The 25,977-nt window shown below is 64.9% G+C and carries 23 protein-coding genes; 21 read left to right on the top strand and 2 right to left on the bottom strand.

Annotated features, from left to right (window positions below):
• Positions 1-278: 278 nt before the first annotated feature.
• The gene (locus M3C17_RS10355; RefSeq protein WP_259977645.1) at positions 279-1,274 is read right to left on the bottom strand and encodes a hypothetical protein; all 996 of its coding nucleotides are present in this window, start codon (positions 1,272-1,274) and stop codon (positions 279-281) included.
• 232 nt (positions 1,275-1,506) lie between these two features.
• Between M3C17_RS10355 and M3C17_RS10360 the strand changes: the two genes are divergently transcribed.
• From M3C17_RS10360 to ccsB, 21 genes are all read left to right on the top strand, one after another.
• On the top strand, positions 1,507-2,220 hold the full coding sequence (locus tag M3C17_RS10360) for a hypothetical protein (RefSeq protein WP_259977646.1): 714 nt from the start codon (positions 1,507-1,509) through the stop codon (positions 2,218-2,220).
• A complete protein-coding gene (locus M3C17_RS10365; RefSeq protein ID WP_259977647.1) occupies positions 2,217-4,043 on the top strand; it encodes an ATP-binding protein in 1,827 nt (608 codons plus the stop codon). The genes M3C17_RS10360 and M3C17_RS10365 overlap by 4 nt, the downstream gene beginning before the upstream one ends.
• 878 nt (positions 4,044-4,921) lie before the next feature.
• Positions 4,922-5,419 (top strand): DUF3515 domain-containing protein, encoded by a 498-nt coding sequence (locus M3C17_RS10370; RefSeq protein WP_259977648.1) that lies wholly within the window; start codon positions 4,922-4,924, stop codon positions 5,417-5,419.
• On the top strand, positions 5,416-7,260 hold the full coding sequence (locus tag M3C17_RS10375) for a bifunctional copper resistance protein CopD/cytochrome c oxidase assembly protein (RefSeq protein WP_259977649.1): 1,845 nt from the start codon (positions 5,416-5,418) through the stop codon (positions 7,258-7,260). Before M3C17_RS10370 ends, M3C17_RS10375 begins: the two co-directional genes overlap by 4 nt.
• A 169-nt stretch (positions 7,261-7,429) precedes the next feature.
• Complete coding sequence (locus tag M3C17_RS10380) at positions 7,430-8,092, top strand: copper resistance CopC family protein (protein ID WP_259977650.1); 663 nt, start codon at positions 7,430-7,432, stop codon at positions 8,090-8,092.
• A 688-nt stretch (positions 8,093-8,780) separates the two neighbouring features.
• Entirely contained in the window at positions 8,781-9,446 is a 666-nt protein-coding gene (locus tag M3C17_RS10385; RefSeq protein WP_031207733.1) for a thioredoxin domain-containing protein, read from the top strand.
• Complete coding sequence (locus tag M3C17_RS10390) at positions 9,443-10,471, top strand: NAD(P)-binding domain-containing protein (RefSeq protein ID WP_259977652.1); 1,029 nt, start codon at positions 9,443-9,445, stop codon at positions 10,469-10,471. Before M3C17_RS10385 ends, M3C17_RS10390 begins: the two co-directional genes overlap by 4 nt.
• Positions 10,472-10,488: 17 nt before the next feature.
• Positions 10,489-11,397, top strand: a complete 909-nt coding sequence (locus M3C17_RS10395) for a cation diffusion facilitator family transporter (protein ID WP_259977653.1) — start codon at positions 10,489-10,491, stop codon at positions 11,395-11,397.
• A gap of 47 nt (positions 11,398-11,444) precedes the next feature.
• Positions 11,445-11,735, top strand: coding sequence for a zf-TFIIB domain-containing protein (locus M3C17_RS10400; RefSeq protein WP_259977655.1), 291 nt, complete (start codon positions 11,445-11,447; stop codon positions 11,733-11,735).
• Positions 11,736-12,003: 268 nt separating this feature from the next.
• Positions 12,004-12,165 (top strand): hypothetical protein, encoded by a 162-nt coding sequence (locus M3C17_RS10405; RefSeq protein WP_259977657.1) that lies wholly within the window; start codon positions 12,004-12,006, stop codon positions 12,163-12,165.
• Positions 12,101-12,688 carry a signal peptidase II gene (locus M3C17_RS10410; protein ID WP_259977658.1) on the top strand — a complete coding sequence of 196 codons (588 nt, stop codon included), beginning with the start codon at positions 12,101-12,103 and terminating at the stop codon, positions 12,686-12,688. The genes M3C17_RS10405 and M3C17_RS10410 overlap by 65 nt, the downstream gene beginning before the upstream one ends.
• Positions 12,685-13,020 carry a DUF6804 family protein gene (locus tag M3C17_RS10415; RefSeq protein ID WP_021200788.1) on the top strand — a complete coding sequence of 112 codons (336 nt, stop codon included), beginning with the start codon at positions 12,685-12,687 and terminating at the stop codon, positions 13,018-13,020. Before M3C17_RS10410 ends, M3C17_RS10415 begins: the two co-directional genes overlap by 4 nt.
• A 207-nt stretch (positions 13,021-13,227) precedes the next feature.
• Positions 13,228-14,166 carry a cytochrome c oxidase assembly protein gene (locus M3C17_RS10420; RefSeq protein ID WP_259977659.1) on the top strand — a complete coding sequence of 313 codons (939 nt, stop codon included), beginning with the start codon at positions 13,228-13,230 and terminating at the stop codon, positions 14,164-14,166.
• 86 nt (positions 14,167-14,252) lie between these two features.
• Entirely contained in the window at positions 14,253-15,794 is a 1,542-nt protein-coding gene (lnt, locus tag M3C17_RS10425) for an apolipoprotein N-acyltransferase (protein ID WP_259977660.1), read from the top strand.
• Positions 15,795-15,946: 152 nt separating this feature from the next.
• Positions 15,947-16,825 (top strand): M23 family metallopeptidase, encoded by an 879-nt coding sequence (locus M3C17_RS10430; protein ID WP_021200791.1) that lies wholly within the window; start codon positions 15,947-15,949, stop codon positions 16,823-16,825.
• Between the two features lie 104 nt (positions 16,826-16,929).
• Positions 16,930-17,910 (top strand): IS481 family transposase, encoded by a 981-nt coding sequence (locus M3C17_RS10435; protein ID WP_021200792.1) that lies wholly within the window; start codon positions 16,930-16,932, stop codon positions 17,908-17,910.
• A 1,376-nt stretch (positions 17,911-19,286) separates the two neighbouring features.
• Complete coding sequence (locus M3C17_RS10440) at positions 19,287-19,988, top strand: TlpA disulfide reductase family protein (protein WP_311198442.1); 702 nt, start codon at positions 19,287-19,289, stop codon at positions 19,986-19,988.
• On the top strand, positions 19,985-20,749 hold the full coding sequence (locus tag M3C17_RS10445) for a cytochrome c biogenesis CcdA family protein (protein ID WP_021200794.1): 765 nt from the start codon (positions 19,985-19,987) through the stop codon (positions 20,747-20,749). Before M3C17_RS10440 ends, M3C17_RS10445 begins: the two co-directional genes overlap by 4 nt.
• Positions 20,730-22,409 (top strand): cytochrome c biogenesis protein ResB, encoded by a 1,680-nt coding sequence (locus tag M3C17_RS10450; RefSeq protein ID WP_031207745.1) that lies wholly within the window; start codon positions 20,730-20,732, stop codon positions 22,407-22,409. Before M3C17_RS10445 ends, M3C17_RS10450 begins: the two co-directional genes overlap by 20 nt.
• Entirely contained in the window at positions 22,406-23,299 is an 894-nt protein-coding gene (locus tag M3C17_RS18790) for a M23 family metallopeptidase (protein ID WP_311198443.1), read from the top strand. Before M3C17_RS10450 ends, M3C17_RS18790 begins: the two co-directional genes overlap by 4 nt.
• A 68-nt stretch (positions 23,300-23,367) precedes the next feature.
• On the top strand, positions 23,368-24,396 hold the full coding sequence (gene ccsB / locus M3C17_RS10460; protein ID WP_259977661.1) for a c-type cytochrome biogenesis protein CcsB: 1,029 nt from the start codon (positions 23,368-23,370) through the stop codon (positions 24,394-24,396).
• 107 nt (positions 24,397-24,503) lie between these two features.
• On the opposite strand, the gene M3C17_RS10465 is transcribed toward ccsB, so the two are convergent.
• A complete protein-coding gene (locus M3C17_RS10465; RefSeq protein WP_259977662.1) occupies positions 24,504-25,856 on the bottom strand; it encodes a M23 family metallopeptidase in 1,353 nt (450 codons plus the stop codon).
• Between the last annotated feature and the right edge of the window lie 121 nt (positions 25,857-25,977).

Raw genomic sequence — 25,977 nt, forward strand, 5'->3', positions numbered from 1 at the left:
CTCGTTGGCTCCCCGGCTTGGACTCGAACCAAGAACCTGCCGTTACTGTACCGCATGCTCCGGCCCCGCCGGACAGCGCCACATCCTGAACGAATAGTGACCGGAAAACTCCCGATCAGCCCATAGTTTTATGGAGCTGAACACGTGAGTTGACCTCAGCCCACGATACGCGTTGTTTCGTGTTGGATCGACATGATTCGGGTTATTTCGCGTGGGTTGAGGGGGTTTTCGGTGAGTAAAAGGTGAGCGCAACTGCGCCTGCCCGGGGACCCCGAGACTCAGATTCGGTAGTCGTCGTGGAGGACCACGCGGGCAAGTTCGATTGCCCCGCCGGGCATCGCCCAGTAGTGAAGGCGCCGCGCCGACGCGGCCTTCTGCTCGACGTACGAACGCCACGCGGAGGCGCCGTCCCCGCGCTCCGGACCCAGTCGGTGTGCGTCTCGATCTTGCCGAGTCAGCACTCGCACACAAGCCCGCGCGATTTTGTCGCGCAGCGCCGGATCAGCGCCCGCGACCTCTTCGACAGATGCTGCGAAGCTCTCCGAGAAGGTGAACGACGCGAGGGGAAGCTCGACCTTCTGCTCTGCGGGGATCTGCTCTGCCCACGTCGTGGTGATTCGGTAGTGCATGTCCTCGCACGTGTCGAGGAAGTAGCGGCCGAGCCTCATCGGGAGATCCGCGGTGCGCTGCTGCTTTCGGGTCTTCGACGCGAGCTGCCGGGCCGTGCTCAGCTCCTTGCTGAGTCCTTCGATTTGCTGGCGCGCCGCGGTGAGCTCCATCGCAAGGCCTTCCGCCTGCAGTCTCAGCCGGGCTATCTCCGCGTCGTTCTCCGTGAGTTGCGGCGTGGGTGCGGGCACCGCTTCGGGCTCCGGAGTCGAGGTGGTGAAAGTGCCACCGACTCGGTTCGAGACGTTGGCGACGACCCGAATGCCATCGGCCTCCGTGCGGGCGGTGAAGATCGGGGCCAAGTCTGCATCCAGCGGTCCTGTCGGGTACAGGCGGGTCGCTCCCCCGTACACGTTCAGGTCTGACCGTCCGAGTTCCTCGAGCCGTGTGGAGAGCCAGTTCGACGCCTGCTGAGTGACGGCGACCACGTCGGCCCGGTGGCTGATGGCGTCGATGAGCTCGGCGGCCGGCACGTACGGATCGGTGCGTCCCGCTGGCGTTGTCACGACAACGAGAGGGAAGAGCCGGCGTGGGTCAAGAATCTGCTCCGCCAAGGCCTCAGCAGCGTGACGGTCAGCGATGGTCACGGGCTTGCCGTTCGTGTTCATGCACGCCTCCCCTCTGGCGCCCACGATGATATCCGCATTCGCCGACGGCGGTCGTCGACGAGTACGCACGCGGCCTCAGTGCCCTTGCGCCCACCAGGCGATGGCGAGGGGCCGCCACCACCTCAGCCAGGCAGCGACGATGGCGCCGCCGGCGAGGAATCCGATTGTGAACTTCATGCCCGCCACATACCCGGTCCTTCCCCGAACGGGAGGCACCGGGTATGTGGCGGGCATGACATCTCTCGTTCCCGTTGCAGCCGAGCAGGCGTCGCTGCGCCGCACGACTCGGCGCCGTCACTTCCGCGACGACAGCCGGGATGTCCGCATCGCTCTCGCTGACTCGTACATGGCTGAGCGGACAGGTCGATTCGAGTGGCGTGCGGAGCGGTATCGCGCTGCGCTCGACGCCATGCAGGAGCTCGGCCTCAACCACAATCAGACCGTCCTCGATATCGGGGCTGGCTGGACGGAGCTTGATGCGGTGCTGCGCACGGACGGCCGGTGGCGAGGGCGGTACATCCCCGTCGACTTCGGCGTCGACGGAACAGACCTGGAGACCTGGACCTCGCCGCGTTCCGTGGACTTTGCCGTCGCGCTGGAGATCATCGAGCATTTGCGTGATCCGTGGCGACTCGTCGACGAGCTGCAGCGAACGGCACCGGCAGTCATCGTCAGCGTCCCGAATCCGGAGACCACCGACGTGCTCGGCATGGATGACGACCACAAGACGGTGATCCACCGGGCAGAGCTCGAGGATCGAGGATTCGTGATCTCCGATCGCACCTTCTACGGCGGCTTCTACTCCGCGGGTCTTCCCGACGCGCTCCTGGCCATCTGGTGTGCCTCGCCGACCAGCGTCACGCATACGCCGCCCGCGCCCCCGATGTACCGCCGTGGGATGATGCCCGCGGATCCCACTCTCACTCGACGAAGGGGAGACCGATGACTCAGAACCGCGCGAAGCAGCGCAGGAACGATGCCCGGGCGTCACGGGCGCTCGACCTGGGCGGAGTGCAGCTCCCCCTCGACCTCGTGACGGAATCGAATGCGCTCCTCGGGAAGAAGGGATCCGGGAAGACGACCGCCGGGATCGTCCTTTTCGAGGAGATCTACGGCGTCGGCGTGCCTGCCGTCTCGATCGACCCGAAAGGCGATCACTGGGGCGTCCGATCCGGCGCCGACGGGACTCCCGGGGGCGGCCTCCCCGTCCCGGTGTTCGGCGGCCTCCACGGTGACCTGCCGCTGGAGCCGGACAGCGGCGAGTATCTCGCTGATCTGCTGCGCGGCAAGAACCTGAGCGCGGTGCTCGACGTCTCAGAGTTCTCGACCGCCGAGCGTCGGAAGTTCCTGACCGCCTTCGTCGGACGCCTGTACCGGCGCCCCGAACGCGAACCGATGCATCTGCTCATCGAGGAAGCGCACGAGGTCATCCCGCAGCGCGTCGATGCGGGCGACGCACCGATGGTCGGCGCTTTCGAGCGCCTCGTGAAGCTCGGACGGTTCAAAGGCATCGGCGTCACGATGCTGTCACAGCGCAGCGCATCCCTGAACAAGAACGTGCTCACCCAGGTCGACAACCTATTCATGCTGCGCACCGTCTCTCCGCAGGACCGGGCAGCCGTCCGGGCGTGGATCGAGACGCACAGCGAGTCGTCCACGATCATCGACAGCCTCCCCTCGCTCGCGACAGGCGAGTGCTGGTTGTGGCAGCCCGAGCGTGGGGAGCCGGTGAAGTTCCGGTTCCGGGAGCGTCGTACCTACGATGCCGGAACGACACCGAAGGTGGGTGAATCGCCGCGGCCTCCGGCGACCCTCGCTGACATCGACCTGCGGGCCATCGAAACGGAGATGGCGTCGACGATCGAGCGGGCGAAGGCGGACGATCCGAAGGCGTTGCGTCGACAGATCACGGAACTGCAGCGGCAGCTCACCGCGAAGTCCGCAGTCGCCGCTCCGGAGCAGGTCCCCGTCGAGATCCCCGTGCCGGTGATCACCGACGCCGAGCGGAGGGACTTCGAGGCGATGATCTCTCGGTTCGAGCACCTGGTGGTGAACGAGTCGGGCGGACTCATCCGAGAGCTGAAGGACATGATGACCTCGGGTGAGGCGCTGGTTCAGCGCCTCCGATCGGCCATCGACTCCGCACCGACTCCATCGCGCGGTGAGGCCGTCGCCGCGCGAGTCGTCACTCGACGGACGCCTGCCGCGCACAAGCGGACCTCACCGGTTCCGCTCCGGCAGACAACCTCCAAGGCGTCGCCTACGCCACCCGCCGGCGACGATCAGAAGCTCACGAAGATGCAGAAGGCTATCGCCAGCGCTCTGGCCACGCACGGCACGCTCTCGCAGCGTCAAATCGGGCTCTTCACTGGCTATGCGCACAAGTCCGGATCGTTCGCGAACAGCCTGTCCGGGCTGCGCACGCGCGGGTACATCGAAGGCGGCGGGCAAGCGATCAGCATCACATCCGCTGGTCACGACGCTCTCGAGGCGAACGGCGGCTATGAGCCGTTGCCGACAGGACGCGACCTGGTCGACTGGTGGTTGAGTCGCCTTCCGAAGGCTCAGACGGCGATGCTGGGCGCGCTACTCAAGGTGTTCCCCGACCCGCTGAGCGTCGACGAGCTCGCGGAGCGAACCGGCTACGCGGCAAGGTCGGGGTCGTTCGCTAACAACCGATCGAAGCTGAACGTCGCCGAGCTCATCCATGGCGACCGAGATGCTCTCTACGCAGCGGACGCGATCGGCGAGGCGTACCCACACGGCTGAGGCGGAAGGGCGCAAGGGTTCCCCGGTTGCCGTCTTCGACGATCGATCTCGAACTCACGAACTACTGCGCACGGGCTTCTCGTCGGATGCTGTCCAACAGGGAGCGAATCATCCGACAATGTTCGATTTCGTCTCAGGCTGGGCAAACGACATCATCGATCCATCCATCACAGGTGAGCATTCGAGACATGCCCTCGATTGGGATTCGTCGTGCCTCTTGCTCTTAGGCCCGTAGCGCCCGTTTCAAGAGTCTCGCACAGATAGTCTGGTGGGAATGGTCCCGAAACTCCCTTCCTGGCAGCACATGCCCCGGAGCCGGAACCGAGTGATAATGAGGCTCGTTATCACTCTCTCGGTGAGTGTCCTCCTTTCGTTCGGAATTGCATCCACTGTCCATGGAGAGCTCAGTGGCGCCGGCAACCCCACGGCTGTCGCGAAGCTGGCTGGGACACTGGCCGATCCTGAGGCCCATGTGACACATGTCGGCACATGGGAGCCCGGCGACGCGGGAGAGCCCCTCAGCGGTTCTGTGCTCTGCCTCGTCGGCGCCTTGCTGGGGCTCGCCATCGTCTGGTGTATCGGGACGCGACGCGCACAACCCGAACGACGAGCGCTCGACTCCCACCTCTGGTCGGTTACCCTCGCGCCGTTCCCCCGTCGCCTCCAACGGTCTCGGGTTCTCCGTTTGTCACTGGCTCAACTAGCGCTGTCCAGGACCTGATTTTCTGAACTGCTCAAGAATCTCTCGCAGGCATCCCACGAGAGTTTCGTTGCCGCGCCGATGACACACTTGGAGAACTTCGATGTCCCGTCCTGATGCCCAGCCCGCGACCAGGATCGCTGCGCCCCTACGCACGCGTTCACCGCGACTCACTGCGATGTTCGCCGGCGTCGTTGGCGTTCTCCTGCTTATGGTCGGGTGCGCGCCGACCGTCGACTTGCAGCCAGCGGATGATGCCAACGTTCCCGAGTGTGCGGACGTGACAGTCCGCCTGCCTGATGTCATCGGAGATCTTCCGAGCCGAACTACGGACGCGCAAGCTACGGCCGCGTGGGGCGATCCCACGGCCGTCGTCTTCACCTGCGGACTCGAACCGCCCGCGCCCACCACGTTGCAGTGCGTCACCATCGGTGCGGTCGACTGGATCGTCGACGACTCGGACTCCCCAAACCTGCGCATAACCACGTACGGAAGGGAACCAGCCGCACAGGTGTACGTCGATACCACTCGTCTCTCGGCGGACAACGTTCTGGACGCCCTTGCCCCAGCCGTGCAGAAGCTGCCCAAGTCCGGCGCGTGCACAGCTCCCGACACTGATACGAACGCGACCTCAGCCCCGCAGCCGCAGTCCGAGGTCACGAAAGGCCTGTCGTGAATGCGCAGCCCCTGCGGGTGGCAGGTCCCGCCATCCTGGTCGCCGCCGGCATGCTCACCCTCGTTGTCGGCTTGATCATCGGAGGCGGTGCGGCCCCTCGGATGACTAGCGATCCAGGTGCTCTGGTTCGCTGGGGGCTACCGGCCGCAAAGCTCTTCGTGAACCTGTCCGCCGCGGTCATGGCCGGTTCTGCCGTGCTCGCACTTTTCGCGCTTCGTGCAGGAAAGAAGGAGTACGATGCGGCCCTCGACCTGGCATCGGCCGGAGCGGCTATCCTCACGGTCAGTAGCGGAACCACCGCGTTCCTCACCTTTCTGTCATCGTTCAACCCGCAGGTGTCGTTGGGGGCGGAGTTCGGTCAGCAGTTGGGGCGGTTCCTGCTGGAGACTGAGCTCGGGCGCGTGTGGTTGATCACCACGGTGGCCGCCGCAACGATCACGGTGCTCGCATACGCGTTCCGTGGCTGGGGCGCTGCGGCGCTTGTCGGTGCGTTGTCCCTGATGTGCCTGGTTCCGATGGCCACACAGGGCCACTCGGGCAGCCTCGCGAACCATGACTCCGCAGTCATGGCACTCGTCTTGCACATCATCGGCGCCGCCGTGTGGCTTGGCGGACTCGTGACTCTGATCTTCCTGCGTCCGTGGCTGCAGGAGACCCGGATGCGGGTCGTCGTCGAAAGGTACTCGACGCTCGCGCTGGTCGCGTTCATCGTCGTGTTCGTGTCCGGCATCGCGCGGGCGCTCACCTCGATCACGGGTTGGGGGGACCTGATCAGCGCGTACGGTGCCGTGCTCGCGCTCAAGGTCCTGGCTCTTGCCGCACTTGGAGGGCTGGGGATCGCTCACCGACGGAGATTCATCCATCGTGGCGTGGGAGAGAGGGGCGCATTCTGGGTTTTCATTGCCGTCGAGTTCGCGGTGATGGGGTTGGCCAGCGGCGCGGCTGCGGCGCTGGCGCGCACACCCGCGCCCGCTGACACCAGTGCGCCCCCGCTGACGACGCCGGCTGAGATCCTCACCGAAGCCCCCCTTCCGGTAGAACTCACGATCGGGCGCTGGGTCGTCGGCTGGGACATCGATTTGCTGTGGACCCTGGTCGCCGGCTTCGGAATCTTCTTCTATCTCGCAGGCGTCCACCGTCTCCGGCGACGCGGCGAGTCATGGTCCACCCCGCGTACGCTCTCATGGGTTGCGGGGATGCTCCTGTTGTTCTGGGTGAGCTCCGGCCCGATCGCGGTGTACGCGGACTATCTGCACAGCGTGGATGCGATCGGCCGAGCACTGCTGGCCACCGTCGTCCCGTTGCTTCTCGTGCTGGGTGCCCCGTTCGCGCTTGCGATGCCGGCGATCAACAGCCGCACCGACCAGAGCAGGGGCGTACGCGAATGGATGCAGGTAGTCGCCCGGTCGCGGCCGATGACACTTCTCACCCATCCCGTCGTCGCAGCCGTCCTGTTCGCGATGGTGCTGTGGGCGGCGAGTGCAACCGGGATTCTCCGGTGGACACTGGTCGACCCTCTCGCCCACGAACTCCGTACCGTGGCGCTGCTCGCCGCGGGCAGCATCCTGATGCACTCAGTGGTCTCGCCCCGGCGGGCGCGTTCTCGGGCTCTGCGGGCGATCGTCATCGCATCGGCCATCCTCACACCTGTTGCCCTAGGCGCATGGGTCATCATCCAAAACGGCCTCATCGCGGCCAACTGGTTCGGAGCGATGGGACGCACCTGGGGTCCTGATCCTCTTGCCGACCAGGGCACAGCCGGGTTCGTGCTCGCGACGGGAGCTGTCGGCGTCGGGCTGGCAGCTCTTCTCGGGCACCTCAAGCGAGCGCGGAAGCCATGAGCAGCATCCCTGATCCTCCCGACCGGGCGGCCCGGCGCGGCGTCACGATCGTCAGTCCCGTTGACAGGCCCCGGCGGGCGCCGCCTGAAACGCCCAAAGCCCCTCTCTTTCCCCCGGCCCCCTTCAACAAGACTCCGCCGCTTCTCAGGACAGCGCCAAGGACCAAACCATGCCCTCGAAACTCTCTCGCTCGATACGCCTGACCACGACCGCCCTCATTTCTGCTGCCATCGCGACCTTGCTGTTCGCCGACCCGGCTGCCGCCCACGACAATCTTCTCGACTCCACACCATCCGCTGGCGACACCGTCGCGAGCCTGGAGGCCGTCTCCCTCACGTTCAGCGGTGAACTGATCGACTTCGGGCAGGCGAGCTTCGCACAAATACAAGGGCCTGACGGGCTGTATTACGAGACATCGTGCTCGACCATCGACCTCAACGTTCTGACCACTCCGGTTGCACTCGGCGAGGCGGGGACCTACACGATCCTCTGGAACGCGGTCTCCAGCGATGGGCACCCGATCTCCGAGTCCTTCCAGTTCCAGTACGCACCGGAGGAGGGTGCCGAGCCTGCACTCGGATGGGATCTGCCCGCCTGCCAGAACGAGCAGACCCGCATCCAACCCGGCGCAGTCGCGTCGGCGTCGCCCACGCCTACCCAGAGCGGGCAGGCAGCAGCAGCCACCCCCGCTCCAGCCAAGTCGGACAGGGCATCCGACGGGTCCTCCGAAGGCATGTTCGTTCTTGTCGTCCTCGGAGGGGTGTTCGTTCTCGCCGCCGTGATCGCGATGGCCGTCTGGCTCATCCGAGCGCGTGGCCGCCGGTCCAAATAGGCACAGGTGGTGGCGGGCGGGGCTCTAAGGCGCCTCTGCTCGTCACCACCGACCGACATTTCAACCGTGAACTCCGCCGGACATGGCCTGCTCGTCGCTCCCTGCCCGCTCAAAGAATGCGCAAACATGGGACGAGTATAATTCGGAGGATGCACCGTTCGTTGCGGATCCCCGGTTCCTCGCGAACGAACGAGCAGCTATTGATAATGCGGCTCATTACCAGTACCGGACTGGCGTTGCTGTTGCTCTTCGGAGCGACCGCCACGATGGGGCATACGGATTCTCGGGGCGGCGAGGGCGTTCCCGTTGCCGTGACCGGACACGACAGCTCCGCTGTCGAATCGCCCGCAGCCGACCCCAGTCCCCAGCAGATCGTTGCTCTCTCGGGAGAAATGAACGCATCGCTGGGTGTCGCTCTGTGCACTCTGGGCATCCTGTGCGGGCTCACAGCGATCATCCTGATCGTGCGGCTGCTCTGGTCTTCTCGGCTGGCTTCCCCTCTCCGGGCCGGACCGCGCCCACTACCTCGTGTGTCGGTGTTCGTCTCCCCGCTGCGCACCACTGCGTTCTCCCTCTCTCAGCTCGGTCTCTCGCGAACCTGACGTCCGATGCGCCACCCTCGCGGTGGCGATACCGCGAGCTCACGCTCGTCCCGTCGTTCGTCTTGTCGTGTCATTGGAGTACCCCGTTGAAACCTGGTGTGAAAGCTGGCATCGTCACCGCTGCAGTCGTCGTAGTGCTGATGCTCGTCGTGTTCGTCGTTGTCCTCGTCAATCAGAACGGAAAGGAGCCGCCCGCGTCACCCGGCTCCGCATCCTCCGTCCCCGTCCAGCGCGAGAACTCGCATGTGCTCGACGAGGGCGGTGAGGGTGCCGTCACCGTGGTCGAATTCCTGGACTTCGAATGCGAGGCCTGCGGAGCCTTCTATCCGGTCGTCGAAGACCTGCGGACGAAATACGACGGAAAGATCAACTACGTCATCCGCTATTTCCCCCTGCCGGGGCATCTGAACTCCAAGAACGCCGCCGTCGCTGCCGAGGCCGCCGCGCAGCAGGGTCAGCTCGAGGGCATGTACCGCAAGCTGTTCGAAACACAGACGGAGTGGGCTGAGGCGCAGGAGTCCCGTGCGGACGTCTTCCGGGGCTTCGCCGAGCAGCTCGGCCTGGACATGGCAGCGTACGACAGGGCCGTGGCAGATCCCGCCACCGCCGAGCGCGTGGATCTGGACGTGAACGACGGCCAGGCGCTCGGAGTCGACAGCACGCCGACGTTCTACGTCGATGGCAAGAAGCTCCAGCTGCAGCGGTTTGACGACCTGGAGAGCGCCATCACGGCCGCGATGGAGACTCAGTGACGATTCTGGGACTATCGCATCGCCGAGCCATTATCGTCGGCGCCGGACAGGCCGGGCTGGCAGTCGCCTCCGCGCTCAGAACTGCGGGCCTTGCCCCGCAGCGAGACTTCGCGATCATCGACGCAAACCCACGCGGAGAGCGCTCCTGGGCCTCTCGGGCGGACTCCATGCAACTCCTCACCGACGCTCAGCACAGCGCCATCGGAGGCGTCCCCCTCCCTAGCGATCCCGCCCGCCGCCCGTATCCACCCGAGATGGAGCGGTACCTCACCGCCGTCGAGACATCGATCGGCGTAGCCACGATGTGGGGGATCCGCGCCACCGGAGTAGAACATCGCGGAACTGGCTCAACGCTCCTCCTGCGCACCGCCGAGGGAGCGGTCCAGACGCGCAACGTTGTCTGCGCCACAGGATTTGCCTCGCGGCCCTCGCTCCCCGCATGGGCGTCAGAGCTCATCGTGCCGGGAGTGATTCTTCACAGCGCGGACTATCGCCTCTCGCGTCAGATTCCTCAGGGTGACGTGCTGATCATCGGCGGAGGGGATAGCGGTACCCAGGTCGCCGGCGAGCTCGCTCACTCCCACGTCGTCACTTTGTCGACCAGATCTCGCCACCGGCACGGCGGACGCACCGCGCTCCCGCCCAGGGGCACCGTCCGCTCGTCTTGGTTCCGACGCCAGTCACCGACACCTGCGAGCGACGAACGACTCGACAAGCTGCTTCGGAGCGGGGTCACGTTCGCACCTGGTTCGATCGGCGTTGACGGTCAAGATGTCTTGTTCGCGGACGGTACGCGAGTGAAACCTCAGTCGGTGATCTTCGCCACCGGCTACCTACCCGGCGACCAGTGGCTTCCGCAGAGCGTGCGTGACGGGGCGCATCGCCGCCTACGACGGGGCATGACGACTATGCCCGGTCTGTTCGTGGCCGGTCATCCCCGGCACGGAAGGCACGGATCCGACACGTTCATCGGCGCGCAGCGGGACGCATCCGCGATAGTACGTCGAATCATGAATCGTCCCTGACACACAAGGAGAAGCGTATGGGAGCCGAACACAGTCACACCCCGGCGAGCACGCCTCGGCGGCGACTGATCATCGCCTTCGCGATCACGTCGACCGTCTTCGTCACCGAGGTGGTCGGCGCCGCGATCACGGGAAGTCTCGCGCTGCTTGTCGACGCTGCGCACATGCTGACGGACGTCATCGGCCTCTCTCTTGCGGTGACCGCCGCGCATCTCATGAACCGACCGCCCTCGGCGCGCCACACCTGGGGTCTGCGACGAGCCGAGGTCCTGGGTGCGCTCGCCCAAGCGGCGTTGCTTCTCGGAGTCGGGATCTTCGCCCTCGTGGAAGGCATCAGGCGACTGTTCGAGCCTCCGGAGATCGCCTCTGGCAGCTTGTTGTTCTTCGGCATCGTCGGCTTGCTCGCCAACGTCGCCTCTCTTCTGGTTCTCATGAGCGGCCGCAAGGCCAACCTCAACATGCGTGCCGCCTTCCTCGAAGTCGTCAATGACGCTCTCGGATCCGTCGGCGTGATCACCAGCGCCATCCTGATCGCCACGCTCAACTGGTATCGCGCTGACGCCATCGCCGGCATCCTGATCGCCCTGCTAATCATCCCGCGTACATTCATCCTGCTGCGCGCGTCCGGGAGCGTTCTGCTGGAGTCCACGCCTCCCGGACTTGACCTGGACGCTGTGAGAAAGCACCTCGAGGAGTTACCGCACGTCGTCAGCGTCCATGACCTCCACGCCTCCCAGGTCTCGACAGACCTTCCCACCCTGACGGCGCACGTGGTGATCAAGGACCAGCTGTCACAAGAGGACTCCGCGGCACTGCTTCGCTCGCTCCAGGAGTGCGTTGCCGAGCACTTCCCCGTGAGCGTGGAGCACTCCACGTTCCAGATCGAACCGCAATCCCACCCCGAAGAGCACACGACTCACGCGTGACAGCCCCCGTCGCGCCGTCAACGATCATCTATCGAAGGAGAACCATCATGAAATGCCCCGTCGACGGGACCGCCCTGCTCATCACGGACCGCTCAGGCGTAGAGATCGACTACTGCCCTCAGTGCCGTGGCGTGTGGCTGGACCGAGGTGAACTGGACAAGATCATCGATCGTGCCGCTGGCGCGATGCCTGCGCCCTCGGACGACCGTGGATACTACCCGCCCAGCGGCGATCACAATCGTGATCGCGGGCATGACCGCGGCCACGGTCACGATCGCAATGGCCGCAACGGTCGACGGCGTCGGGAAGGGTTCCTGGGTGACCTGTTCGACTTCTGAGACCCTCAGATCCCCTGTATGGCCCCCCGTCGTGTCCCGACGACGACGAACCCTCCTCGCTCTCATCGTGGTTGCAACGCTCGGCGTTGCGGCCCTGTTGGCAGGAGTGGAAAGTGCAGCTGCCAGCACGACTGCACCAACCGGCGACGTCACGACAGTCGCACCGTCGCCGACCGCGACGCCGCCGACCACGGCCTCCCCGTCACCGACGCCATCGCCATCCGAGACCCCCGACCGGTCGCATGAGAAGCGGAACGGAGAACAGGGCGTGCAGCGGGACGACCTCGGCTTCGCGGGCCTCCTGGTGGTCATCGCCTTCGCGTTCATCTTGACCATGGGCGCCTCCGGCGTCCTCTTGGCCGGCCGTGCTCGCCGCCGCCGAGACCGGGCCGAGGCGGCGGCGGCCGAGAAGGAGACCGGCGATGCGTAGGACGATTCCCCGGTATGCGGTCGCGTTCGTGGTTGCCGGGCTCGTGGTGCTGATCGATCAGGCAAGCAAGGCTGCAGCTCTCGCCGGTCTGAGCGAGACAGAGCGTATCCCCGTGCTGGGCGACCTGCTCGGTCTGCAGCTCGCGTTCAATCCCGGCGCTATCCTCTCCTTCGGCTCGGAGGCGACCTGGGTGCTCACCGTAATCGGCGTGGCCGCGGTGGTCGTGCTGTTCATCGGTGCCCGTCGCTCGCGTACGACGTGGTGGGCGGTCGGGATCGGCTTCATCCTCGGAGGGGCAATCGGCAACGTGCTGGATCGTCTGCTCGCGCCTCCAGGATTTGGTCGAGGTCACGTAACCGATTTCCTCGCCTACGGGAACTGGTTCATCGGCAACCTCGCAGATGTCGCGCTCGGGATCGGCTTCGTGATCCTGGGGTGCGGGCTCTGGATCCGGAGGCGGAGGATGGCGCACAGAGACGTGGGAGAGGCCCAGAGCGCGGGGGCTGGGATGAGAGGATCATGACGCCGAAGAAGCGCACCCCCTCCGTCTATCAGCGCAATGCTCTCGCCCCGAGCCTGATCGCTGCCGCCGTGCTGTTCCTCGCACCGGTATTGCTGACCAGCAGCTGGTCAACGGTCGTGCTGTTCGTGACGGCGATCCTGGCGATCATTGTCGGCTGGTTCGCCTTCCAGGCGCGGCAGTGGTGGTGGATACCCGTGTTCGTCGCCGTCGCGGTGATCTGGAATCCCGTGCTCCCATTCCCCTTCATGGGCCCCGTCTGGATCGGGGTGCAGCCCGCCGCTGCGGTGCTCTTCCTCGTCGCGGGCAGCTCGATCAAGGTCCTGAGGTCGTGACAGCCGCAAACGTCGCCTGCCGCGTCGTGCTGCGCTCCGGGCAAGCTGCGCAACAAAAGGAGGCTGCGACACCGCGATGACTCTGGCTCGCCCGCCCGTGCACGTCGCCGGAGCTGTCCGCTCTGGTGGCGACGTTCACCGTGCCCGGCGACGTCCATCGACGATGCGCGCGGGGCTCGTCGACATCCAAGTCGTGGAGTCTGTTCGATGAGCCCCTGGATTCCGGATTCTCCTCCGACGTTCGCCGACTATGTCGCCGTGCTCCCGGGGCCGTTCCCAGTGTTGCCGGTGCTAGCGGCGGTCCTGGCGGTTGCATACCTGGCAGGTGCGATCCGCCTGTGGCGCCAGGGGCGGCGGTGGCCGGTGTGGCGCACAGTCAGCTTCCTCCTGGGATGCGTGCTGCTCGCCGGTACCACCGGCCTTGGCGTCGAGGCTTACGGGTATGCGCTGCTGTCGGTGTTCATGTTCCAGCAGTTGACGCTGATGATGGCGATCCCTCCTCTGCTGGTCCTCGGCTCCCCCGGGACCCTCCTTCTGCGCGCCACCCCTCACCGTGGGATGGGACGGGGTCTTCTCCGAACGGCACACGCAGGCTTGCGGAGCCGTGCAGCCAGGTGGGTGCTCAGCCCGTGGCTGGCCCTGCCGATCTATCTTGCGGCGTTCTACGGTCTGTACCTGGCAGGCCTCGCTGATCGCATCCTCGCCACCATCGAGGGTCACGTAGCCCTTGAGGTCGCATTCCTCGTCGCCGGGGTCCTTTTCACCCTCCCTGTGCTCAGCTCAGACCCGCTGCCGATGCGGCTCAGCCACGGCGGTCGGGCGATCGATGTCTTCGCTGAGGCCGCCCTGCACGCGTTCTTCGGCGTCTTCCTGATGATGGCGACGACCATGCTCGTCACCCAATTCGTTGCGCCCACCGAGGCTCTCGGTCTCGATCCGCTCGAGGACCAGCGCCTTGCCGGCGGACTGGCCTGGTCGTACGGGGAGGCTCCCACCCTCCTGATGCTCGTGTACGTGATGCACCGATGGTTCCGCGAGGATACAGCCCGTGCTGCGGCGGAGGATCGGTATGCGGATGTGCACGGCACGAGCGAACTGGATGCGTACAACGCCTATCTCGAGTCGCTGCGTAAGAAGGACGCCTGAGAATGATGACGACCGCTGCGCTCCCCCGGCCCAAGCCGCCCCGAGCATCTCCTACAGCCCACTCCTCGGGACTTCCCGACACGCCGATGCTGCGTCTGCGCACCGCGCTGCCCCTCGCCGTCGTCGCAGGTGTCCTTCTCGATCTGTCCACTCCCGATGTGGGATGGTGGCCGCTCGCATTCATCGGCGTCGGGCTCTCCCTGGCGACTCTGATCGGACGAAGCATCGGGGGCGCCCTTGCAGTCGGGCTCCTGTTCGGCGCCAGCTTCTACACCCTCCACCTCGCCTGGGTGGGCGAGTTCCTCGGGCCCGTCCCCCGTCTCGCCCTTTCCGGGTTGGAGACGCTCTTACTGGGACTCGGAGCCATCCCTCTCTCTTTCGCCTATCGATGGACACGCCGCCTCCCGCCCCGTGGCGCGATCCAGCTCGCCGTCGTGTCGGTGATGATCGGGGGGCTGTGGACTGCCCGGGAAGTCGCCGTCGGCTCCTGGCCGTACAGCGGGTTCCCGTGGGCCCGCCTGGGGATGACCCAGGTCAATGGTCCGTTTCCGGAGGCTGCGTCGTGGATCGGCGTCACAGGGCTCTCGTTCCTCGTTGCCGTGACATCTGCCGCGCTGGTGCAGTGGATTCGCGCCGGCGGGCTAGTCTTCCCGCAAGGATCCCTCTTCCCCGTCGTCATCATCGGCGTCCTCGCCGTGACACCCCAGTTCCCGACCACCAGCGCCGGGACCTTCACCGTCGGGTGGGTGCAGGGCAACGGCCCTTCCGGATACTTCGATGACAAGTCACCGGGAGATATCCTCCGTGCCTACTCCTCGGCGACCGCGTCGCTGTATGGGAAGCAGACGGATCTCGTCGTGTGGCCGGAGGGAGCCGTCGACTCCGATCCGCTCCGCGATCGCGACACCGCTACGACGCTGGATCAGATCGCTACTGCCGCGGGATCACCGCTCCTGGTCAACGCCGCAACCACCCGCGAAGAGAAGACCTTCAACACCTCGATCCTATGGACGCCCGGGGCTGATAAGCCTCAGCTTCACGACAAGGTGAACCCAGTGCCGTTCGGCGAGTACGTCCCAGATCGGTGGCTGTATGAGAAGATCGCACCGGATCTCGTGCGGCTCATCCAGCGCGAGTACACCCCCGGGACGAACCCTCCCATCATCACCGTTGGCACCACCCGTGTGGGCCTGGCGATCTGCTTCGACGTGATCTTCGACGACGTGATCCGCGCCGGCGTCGAGGGCGGAGCGGAGCTCTACGTGTTCCAGACCAACAACGCCGACTTCCGCGGCTCCGACGAGAACCTGCAGCAGCTCGCCTTCGCGCGAATGCGCGCGATCGAGACAGGAAGAACGGTGATCAACGTCTCCACCGTCGGCACCAGCCAGGTCATCGATCCCACGGGGACAACCATCCAGTCGATCGGCGTCGACGTCGCCGCCGCCGACATCACCGAGGTTCAGCTGCGGACCGGTCTGACGGCAGGCGTCATTCTCGCTCCGTGGCTGTCCGTGCTCATCCCCGTGGCGGCGCTCACGCTCGTTGCCGCCGCCGGAGTACTCGATCTTCGTCGACGCCAGCCCGATCGTCGACCCCGCCCGCTGAAGAGGAGAACCACCCCTTGACTGTGCCCCGCACCCACGACGCGGCTCCCGAAGTACGTCTGCGCCGAGACCGCATCGCCAAGCCGGAACCTCACGCCGCCTCCCTTGTCGATAAGAACCGACCGCTCACCCGCGCTGACCTGCGGCGACGACGAGCGGCATCATCCTCCGCCGTGAGCGAGCAATCCGTCCGCACCTCGGAGGAGGAACGGATCCGGACCGTCTCCATCCCGGCGAGCGAAGCCGTGACCGAGACCGAGACCGTATCGACGACCTCTGCATCCCACCCCGCCACCGTGAGATCGCCGCGCATGACGCTTTCTGCCCCCGCAGGCAACCATGCGCGCCGCGTCAGTCGGAAGCTGGCCGCCATCGGGGCTCTGGTTGTAGCAGGGACGTTCACCGTCGGGATGACCTTTCCCGCCGCCGTCGTCGGCGGCCAGGCTTTAGGCGCCGCGACCCGGTACAGCGCCCCTGCGCAGGCCGCTCAGGTGCCAGACGATCAGATCCAGGCCTTCGTCACTCCCGGCGAGGTCCGCACCGAAACGTTGGACAGGCAGAGCGGCTTCAGCGTCGCGTCCACGGCGGATATCGCGGCAGTGGCGGGTATCAGGCACTTCACCGGAAGCAACCCTGTCGACCCGGACGCCGCCGTGCAATGGCCATTCCCCGTCGGCGTCCCCACCTCTTCCAACTACGGCCCCCGTGGTGGCCGGCAGCACGAGGGCGCCGATTTCACCCCCGGGGAGGGAGCAGAGATCCAGGCTATCGCCGGTGGAGTGGTGCGCATCGCCACCGAACAAGGAGGCGCCTTCGGCGTGACCGTGTACATCGAGCACGTTGTCGACGGTCAGACCGTCTTCAGCCGATACGCCCACATGCAGTACGGATCGCTGAAGGTATTCGAAGGACAGAACATCGGCGCTGGCCAAAAGCTCGGTCTCGTCGGCAACACGGGCAGAAGCTTCGGGGCGCACCTGCACCTCGAGATCACGACCGATGACGGGAAGGTCAACCCTGTGGCATGGCTGCAGGAAAAGACGCGCGACTAGTTGTAGTGTCCAGGGACGTTGTTTGATCTGGTTGCCGTGACATGACGAGAACCTCCGGTCAGAGTCGAGCTGCTTAGACACCCGCTCAAGTCCCGGAGGTTCTCGTGTCTCTCGGTAATGCGGCGCTGACGCCGCGCCAACGTCTGAGTATCGCGCAGTTGATCATCGACGAGGGATGGACGGTCGCGGCGGCGGCCGACTACTTTCGCGTCGGATGGCCGACCGCTCAGAAATGGGCGCGACGATATGTCGAGCTCGGTGACGCCGGCATGGCGGATCGGTCCTCCCGACCTCACTCGCATCCGTACCTGGTCAAGAAGATCGTCCACTTGCGCATTCGTAAACGATTCGGCCCTGTTCAGATCGCCGGTCGACTCGAGATGTCGCGCTCCACCGTTCACGCTGTCCTCACCCATTGCCACCTCAACCGCCTTACGCACGTCGATGTGAAGACCGGTGAGCCCGCCCGACGTTACGAGCATGACCACCCGGTCTCGCTGATCCACGTCGACGTGAAGAAGCTCGGCAACATCCCCAACGGCGGCGGCTGGCGCTTCGTCGGCAAGCAGCAAGGCGCCAGGAACCGTCAATCCACACCTGGTCTGGCTCGAAACACGCGCCGTCACGAGATCCTCGGCTACGCGTTCATCCACACCGTCATCGACGACCACTCCCGCGTTGCCTATGCGGAGATCCACGACGACGAACGCGCCGAGACAGCCATCGGCGTTCTCCGACGCGCGGTCTCCTGGTTTGCCGACCACGGTGTCCGCGTCGAGCGCGTCCTGTCCGATAACGGCTCGGCCTACCGATCCCACGCCTGGAAACGCGCCTGCGCGGACCTCGGCATCGCACCAAAGTTCACTCGCCCACGCCGTCCACAGACCAACGCAAAGATCGGGCGCTTCCACCGCACCCTCGCCGACGGCTGGGCCTACGTGAAGCACTACAACTCCGAATCAGCCCGCCGCGCAGCCCTCCCACAATGGCTGCACTTCTACAATCATCACAGGCCCCACACTGCCATCGGAAAGCTCCCACCGATCACCCGGCTCTCAAACAACCTGCCTGGACACTACAACTAGTCGGCACCTCTTCGGACGCCGCTGTGCCAACACTCCGACCCTGCCTCCGTCCCCGCCTGTGGCCAAATTCTCATCCACCGAGTTCCCCTCGACCGGACGACGTTCGCGGGTCGACGCCGTCGGTACTGGCTCCCGGAAGGTTGGCGAGGATTCCGGAAGGCGATGACGGACTGTTGGACGACAAAGATCACCGCGCCGATCGCAAGAACGACGAAGCCGTCTTTCCGTGATCAGGGCCGCTGCGATGCTCCCCGCAATGATGCACAACGCATACGCGGATGGTGAGGGGCCGATCTGGAAGCTTGCCCAACTCGGGTCGGGACTGGGGATGCTGGCAGGCAGATGCATGGAGACTCTCATCGTCGGCGGGTGCGACCGCCTAAGCCGTGGAGTGATTTCTCCACCGCTCCGTAGCCATCGGCCCCCAATTCGCCGGTGCAGATGCAGCCCGTTTCATCCATGACGCGCGGGTATGTGCCACGTCCACTCAGTCTGCGACTGTCCTAGCCGCTTCGCCGGAACACGCTCATCTCATGTCCAGGTATGCTTAGAGAGATGCTCTCGATGTCGCCCGATTCCCGACACGAGAGCAGCCGTCGACGCGCATCGATAACGAGTCTCATTATCAGCGTCTGCGTTGCGCTTCTCTTCGTACTGGGCGTCGCGTGCTCGAGCTCCCCCAGTGTTGAAGGCGCTGGCGCTTCCCTCTCTAACCTTCTCTTCCAAGTCGAGCAGACGGATGCGGATCTGGTGTCCGCCTCGAAGGTGACAGAGACAGATAGCATCCTAAGCACATCGGGCGGGTTTGGTCCGCTCATGACACCGATGATGTGCATCCTCGGCGTCATGTGTGGTCTACTTTTCACAGTCCTCGCGATTCGCTTGTACCGACGCCCAGCCCTCCCCGATCGAAGACTGGCCGCGATTCTCGCACTGTCGCTAGTCGTCGTTGCTCCTCTTCTGCGTCAAACCGCCCTTTCACTAGCGCAACTCCGGGTTTCGCGGACCTGAGCCCCTGGTGACAGAAGGGAGTGCTGCGAATTCCCGGTGAACCACGTCTGCCGTCGTCTTCCCAGCGTCCCCTCCAAGGTCGGGTTGCCGCTATCGCCTCCAGGAGGCCAAGACCGCTTCCGGTGATGACACCAAGCCCCCCCCCCCCGCACACGGATCTCGGGCAACAGTGAGCAGCGGGCTTGATGAGGTCGGCGAGGCGCCACATCTCTTGAGTCTCGCGGCCGACTTCCAGAGTTCCATCGAGCGACAGCCCGATGGAACTCCTTGGCCGAAGGCCCACACCGTACCCGATCCGCGATGACCATCTGCTCCACGTGGTGACCAGGGTGCTACCTATTCATCTACCCATGCAGGATCCAGTTATGAAACCCAAACGGGCCGGACAGCCCCACACCGAACCCGATTCCGATGGGCGCCAGGGTTCACCCCATGCTCATCAGCGGATCGACCGACATCGAGCCCGTGCCCGTCGACTCACGCGCTCCCTCCTTGCAGCGACACTTTCTCTGGGGATTCTGGCTGGATGCGCCTCAAACGACTCACTTACGCAGCAGTACCGACAAGGCGACGAGAAAGGGTACATCGCCGGCGACTTCCAAGTCGTAGAGATCCCCAAATCCGCGCGCGGCGAAGCTGTCGTGTTCGAGGGGGTCACGGAAACCGGTGAGGCCGTCTCCAGCGACGACTTCCTGGGCGACGTGCTGGTGGTGAACTTCTGGTACGCCGCGTGTGGTCCGTGCATCGTCGAGGCGCCTCTCCTCGAGCAGGTCTGGCAGAAATCCAAGGACGAGGACGTATCTTTCCTCGGCGTCAACACCTACGACCAGCCGGCCACGGCGCTCTCCTTCGCCAAAGACAACGGCGTCACCTACCCGAGCGTTATCGATGTCGTCGACGGGAGAGTCAAGCTCGCCTTTGCACAGGTCACGCCGATTCAGGCGACACCGACCACCCTCGTCATCGACAGGCAAGGACGGGTGGCCGCGCGGATCATCGGGCAGCTGGCCAGCGCATCGATCCTGTCGACCCTGGTCAGCGACGCGCTCGACGAGGATTCACCATGAATCCTGGAACCATGATCGTCGATGGCGCTCTCTGGGTCGCGATTCCCGTCGCACTCCTCGCGGGCCTGGTGTCGTTCGTCTCCCCGTGCGTCCTGCCGCTCGTCCCGGGTTACCTCGGATATCTGGGAAGCGCAACGGTCGCTCCCGTCGGCCCATCTCGACCGGGCGGAGCAGTGTCACCCGAACGTGCCCGACTCCTTGCGGGTGTTGCCCTCTTCATCGCCGGCTTCACGGTCGTCTTCGTCGCAGTGACAGTACTCGGGGGCGCCTTCGGTCTCGTGCTCCTGCAGTACGCCAACATCCTCACCCGGATGTTTGGCGTCGTCATCATCGTGCTCGGTTTCATCTTCGTCGGGTTCTTCGGTATCGCCCAGCGGAGCATTCGTCCGCGCGTTCAGGGCAGAGCTGGCCTGATCGGGGCGCCGCTGCTCGGGTTCGCTCTCGGAGTGGGGTGGACGCCCTGCATTGGCCCGACGCTCGCAGCAATCATCTCGATGTCATGGAATCTCGGCGATCCCGCCCGCGCGGGCTTGCTGGGGCTTGCGTACTCGCTGGGCCTGGGTATCCCGTTTCTTGTGCTCGCGGCCGGATGGGGTTGGGCATCGCGATCCGTGAAATTTCTGCGCCGTCATATCCGCGCACTGAACATCCTCGGAGGGTCGATGCTCATCGCCCTCGGTGTGCTCATGGTGACCGGTGCATGGGCCACGCTGATGTCCCAACTGCAACAGGTGGTGATCAATGTCCCCCTCCCGATCTGATGCCCGAACGGAAATGATGACGGATCCGCTGCGCCCCAGCGATCATGCCGACGCTGCCGTGCCTGCCGAGGTCGCCCAACCATCCTTGGGGCCCACCGGATGGCTCCGCTGGGCATGGCGACAGCTGACCAGCATGCGCACCGCGCTTCTTCTGCTCCTCATGCTCGCCATCGCCGCGGTCCCCGGGTCGCTGTTCCCGCAGCGCAGTGCCGATCCGAACGGTGTCACCCAATGGGAGAGAAACAATCCAGAGGCGTTCCCGATCGCCGATGCTCTCGGGCTGTTCGACGTGTACCTCTCGCCCTGGTTCTCCGCGATATACCTTCTGCTGTTCACCTCGCTGATCGGGTGTGTCGTCCCGCGCGCGAAGTATCACTACAAGGCGCTGCGCTCGCACCCTCCCCGCACCCCGGCCAGACTCCATCGGTTGCCGGCATACGCCGAGGTCACGTTTCCGGATGCTGGCGACGTCACGGCGGCGGGCGTGGTCGACATCGCCGCAGCGCAGTTGCGTAAGGCGGGATATCGGGTGGAGCGCTACGACGGGCGTGGTGCCTTCTCTGTTTCCGCAGAACGAGGGTACCTTCGTGAGACGGGCAACCTGATCTTCCACGTCGCCCTCGTCGGCGTTCTCATCTCCGTCGCGATTGGAGGATCGTTCGCCTATACCGGGCAACGCGTCGTTGTGGAAGGCACTACTTTCGTCAACGCGCTAAGCGACTATTCCTCCTTCAACCCGGGACGTTTCGTCGATGGCGCAGGCCTTGCCCCTTACTCCCTGACACTCGACAGCTTCGGCGTCTCATATCGACTTCCGGGGAGCGCCGGAGCAGGACAAGCTGGAGATTTCGACGCGCAGGTGACGATCCGCCAGCTCGGTAGGGAAGATCGCAAGCAGAACGTGATCGTGAACTACCCGATCGCCGTGGGAGGCGACCGCATCTTCTTGCTCGGGAACGGATACGCCCCCACCATCACGGTCCGCAACGCTGACGGAGAGGTCGTCTACAGCGAATCGCAGCCCTTCCTCCCTCAGGATTCGAACATGACGTCACTTGGCATCATCAAAGTTCCGGATGGCTTACCAGAGCAAGTCGGACTCGTCGGATTCTTCTACCCCACGCGCGGCGTGTTGAACTCTGGCGCCTACACCTCGATCTACCCGGACGTCGTTAACCCAGTACTGACCTTCAACGTCTTCAGCGGTGATCTCGGTATCGACGACGGCACGCCACGGTCCGTCTACACGCTCGATGTGAGTGGACTCACGCAGCACACCGGCGGGGACAGCAACCAGGAGTCCCTCGAACTCACCCCCGGCGCAACGGTCGATCTGCCGAACGGTTGGGGCACGGTGACCTGGGAATCGATCTCCGCAGAGAAGCCGGTGAAGCGTTTCGCTTCACTTCAGATACAGCACGATCCCAGTAGCGGTTGGGTGCTGGGATTCTCGCTGCTCGCAACGCTGGGGCTATTCGCCGGGCTCTTCGTTCCTCGCCGTCGCCTCTGGGTCAAGGCGCGGGCGAGCGCATCCGGCGTGCGTGTCGAGTATGCGGGCCTTGCACGAGGGGAAGACCCGGCCCTGCAGCGCGCCGTCGACGATCTCGCGATGCGTCACGCGGCTGAGCTGCGAAACGAGACATCGGAGAAGTCGCTGTGAAGATCACCCACACGCGAAAGAGCACGCCTGTTGCCGACTGCTCGGCGCCACCGATCCGACCCCAGAGGCACGCGACGACAGGGCGAGATCGCGTACTCGACGATCAGCGCCACGCCCGTCCAAGATCGAGTCACCGCACGGTGCGGCGGCGATCCCGCCAGAACCCAACCATCAAACGGTCGGCGCAAAAGGCGGCGATCCTTGTCGTGGTGGGCGCGCTCATCACCACCTTCGCTCTCCCCGCGTTTGCGAGCCCGCCCGTAGATCCCGCAGACCCGCGGACTCTTCAACAGGTCGCCGCGGGTGACTCGCAATCCCTGGTTGTCGCCTCCGACGTGTTGCCGTCGCCCCTTCAGCGGGGAACCTTCTCCGCGACGACACCGGATGAGATCGCGAAGAGGAAGGCTGCCGAAGCTGCTGCTGCCAGAGCGACCGCCAACGCCCAGGTCACCTCGGCTCGCTTCGACTTCAGCATGGTCTCACCAGGAAGCGGTCTCGTGCGCTGGCCCTTGGGCGGGCCCTTCACCGTAGGCGACCGCTTCGGGGCGCGCGGCGGTGCGCACATGGGTACCGACATGCTGGCCGAGGGCGGGACACCGGTCTTCGCGGCTCTCGACGGGGTCGTCAGGATTTCGCAGGATAGCTATTCCGCGTATGGCGTGGCGATCGTCCTGGAATCGGTCGTGAACGGACGGCGCGTCAGCACCGTGTACCCGCACATGCGCTCCGGAAGCCGTGAGGTCGGCGTCGGGCAGACCGTGTCCGCGGGTCAACTGATCGGCCTCGTCGGCAGCACTGGTCGGTCTACCGCGAACCACCTGCATTTCGAGGTGTATATCGACGGACAAGCCGTTGACTCGCTGAGCTGGCTCGAAGCGAATGCGGGCTGACCTGTCCTCTCTACCAGCTCGGCACCCCATCGCCCGTAACTGCCCTTTGATCGAGAGGATGATCTCGCATGAATGACGTCGCCCCGCTGTCCCTCGACAGCATTTCATTGCTGCTCGTGTGGACCGCGATCACCACCTACCTGCTGGCGTTCGTCGCTTTCAGCATTGACCTCGCGCAACGCGCCGCCCGCACACCAGCACCGCAACGCCAACATGAGCTCGTCGCAGCCGGCAGTTCTTCGCACACCCGAGCCCTTCTAGGTGTGGAGGATCCGCGAGAGTCGCCGGATAGCATCCGGGTTCCACCGTCGCAAAGGCCTCGACTACTGTGGGCGAGGATCGGGACGTCGCTGACGGCGCTCGCCTTCCTCTTTCATGTGGCAGGGACTGTCACCCGTGGCATCGCCGCCGAACGCGTCCCCTGGGCGAACATGTACGAGTTCGCCCTCACAGGCACCGTCCTGATCGTCGCGGTCTACCTCGCCGTTCTGCGGCGCTACGACCTCCGCTTCCTCGGCGCGTTCCTCATCGGCATGATCGTGCTCCTTCTCGGTGGCTCGTCGATCAGTTTCTACGTCGAGGTCGTGCCGTTGATGGATCCACTCAAGAGCGTCTGGCTCGTCATCCACGTCTTCGTCGCATCGCTGGCTACCGCCCTGTTCGCCATCGCCTGCGGCATATCCATCACCCAACTGCTGCAGAACCGGCGGACACGCCGACTCGCCCGAGCGTCGGCCGACGCTTGTCAGGAGCCAGGACCGAGCTTCCTGAACACCGTGCCGGCCACCGACACGCTGGAAACGCTCGCGTACCGCTTCGCGATCGTCGGATTCATGTTCTGGACCTTCACCCTGATCGCCGGCGCGATCTGGGCCAATGACTCCTGGGGTCGGTACTGGGGGTTCGACGTCAAAGAAGTGTGGACCTTCGTGATCTGGGTGCTCTACGCCGGGTACATCCATGCCAGAGCGACCCGCGGCTGGCGAGGATCACCGTCCGCGTGGTTGTCCATCGTCGGATTCGCCGCCGTGCTTTTCAACTTCACGATCGTCAACATGTACTTCCAGGGCCTGCACTCCTACTCAGGCCTATCTTGACCTCACCGACCCCCGCAACCGCTGGACACTGAAATGGACGTGCGCTCATTCCCAGCCTCACAAGAGCGCAGAACGCCCGGAGAGTGGATACGGTCGGGCGGCTGTTCTCAGACGTAGACGCCGCGCTCCTCCATAAACCTGACGGGGTTTGTGTATCCGCCGTTGATGTAGACCTCGAAGTGCAGGTGGCAACCGAAGGAACGGCCGGTGTTTCCGGCGTAGGCAATCACTTGCCCGGAGTTGACCCACTGACCGCGCCGCACGATGATCCCTCCGGGCTTGATATGCGCGTAACCGGTGCCCACTCCCCCGCCATGCTGGATGCGAACGTAGTTTCCGTAGCCACCATTTGCGCCGGCATAGTCGACTGTCCCAGAATTAGCGGCATAGATCGCCGCCCCACATCCGTTGGCGAGGTCCGCGCCGTAGTGGTAGCTCGACGAACAGCCCTGAGGCCCGCAGATCGGCGTTCTTGGACCATAGCTTGAACTGCGAGACCCTCCATGGGGGCGGACCCATCCACCGCTTTTTGCGGATCCGCCGCCTCCCCCGTTGCCTCCTCCGTTGGCGGCGGCCGCCGCGGCTTCCCGCTCGCGGCGGGCCTTCTCCTGAGCCTCTCGTGCCGCGACGCCGGCCTGGTATCCGGCAACGGTTTGCGTGGTGGTGTCTTTGAGAGCGGCCAGTTGCGCCTTCATCGTGTCGAGATTCGCCGCCTGTTCGTCGAGTGCGATCTTCGCTGCCTCTGCCGCTTGCTGAGCGGCTTCCATCTTCTGTTCAGCGATCTGCTGAAGGCGGTCCCGTTCTTCACGTGCCACCTGCGCCTGATCGGAAAGGGACTGCGCAGCGTTGCGTGACGAGGCCGCTTTGTCGTAGATCGACTTGTTGTACTCGAGGAACTTCTCCATGGTGCCCAGCCGGGACAAGAGCTCATCGGCGTTGTCGCCGGAGCCGGAGAAGAACAGTTCAAGAGCGGTGTCGTCGCCTCCGTTCCTGTAGAGTTGGGAGGCTACCTGGCCGGCTTTGCGCGCTGCTTCATCGGCGATCTTGGCCTGCTCGTCCGCCTGAGCCTGCAGGGATTCGGCTTCGGTGATCGCAGCGAAGTACTCCTGTTGCGCTGCAAAGAACTCGTCAGACGCGGTCTTCGCGGCTGCCTCCGTCTCGGCGACCTTTCGGGTTAGGGACTTGATCAGGCCCTCAATGCGCGTCACTTCAGCAGCCTTGGCGGCCTCGTTGTTCTTCGCGCGTTGGACATCATCCCAGCTGGGGTAGGAGGCCGCGTGTGCAGCTGAAACTCCGGAGGTGACGCCGAATGCGGCAAGAGCAACGACACTGAGCGCACCCAGGCCGAAGGCGTTTCGTCGCGTGATGCTCTTCGCCCAGAGCGACTCACGCTCCGCGGCGGTGGGTGCGCAACCGCAGTCTTGTGCGGCCGCGGCGTCCGTTGCGATCCGTTTGTTCACGGTGATCCTTCACGGGTCGTCGTGTTTCACCGGGCTGGATCGTGCAGGACTGCGGAGATCTCGCATCCGGAGAGTTCTGTCATTCTCATGCTCGCGCGGCGTCCATCTAGTGACACGAACG

Source organism: Microbacterium sp. p3-SID336 (genome assembly GCF_025143365.1).
In the GTDB taxonomy this organism is placed as follows: Bacteria; Actinomycetota; Actinomycetes; order Actinomycetales; family Microbacteriaceae; genus Microbacterium.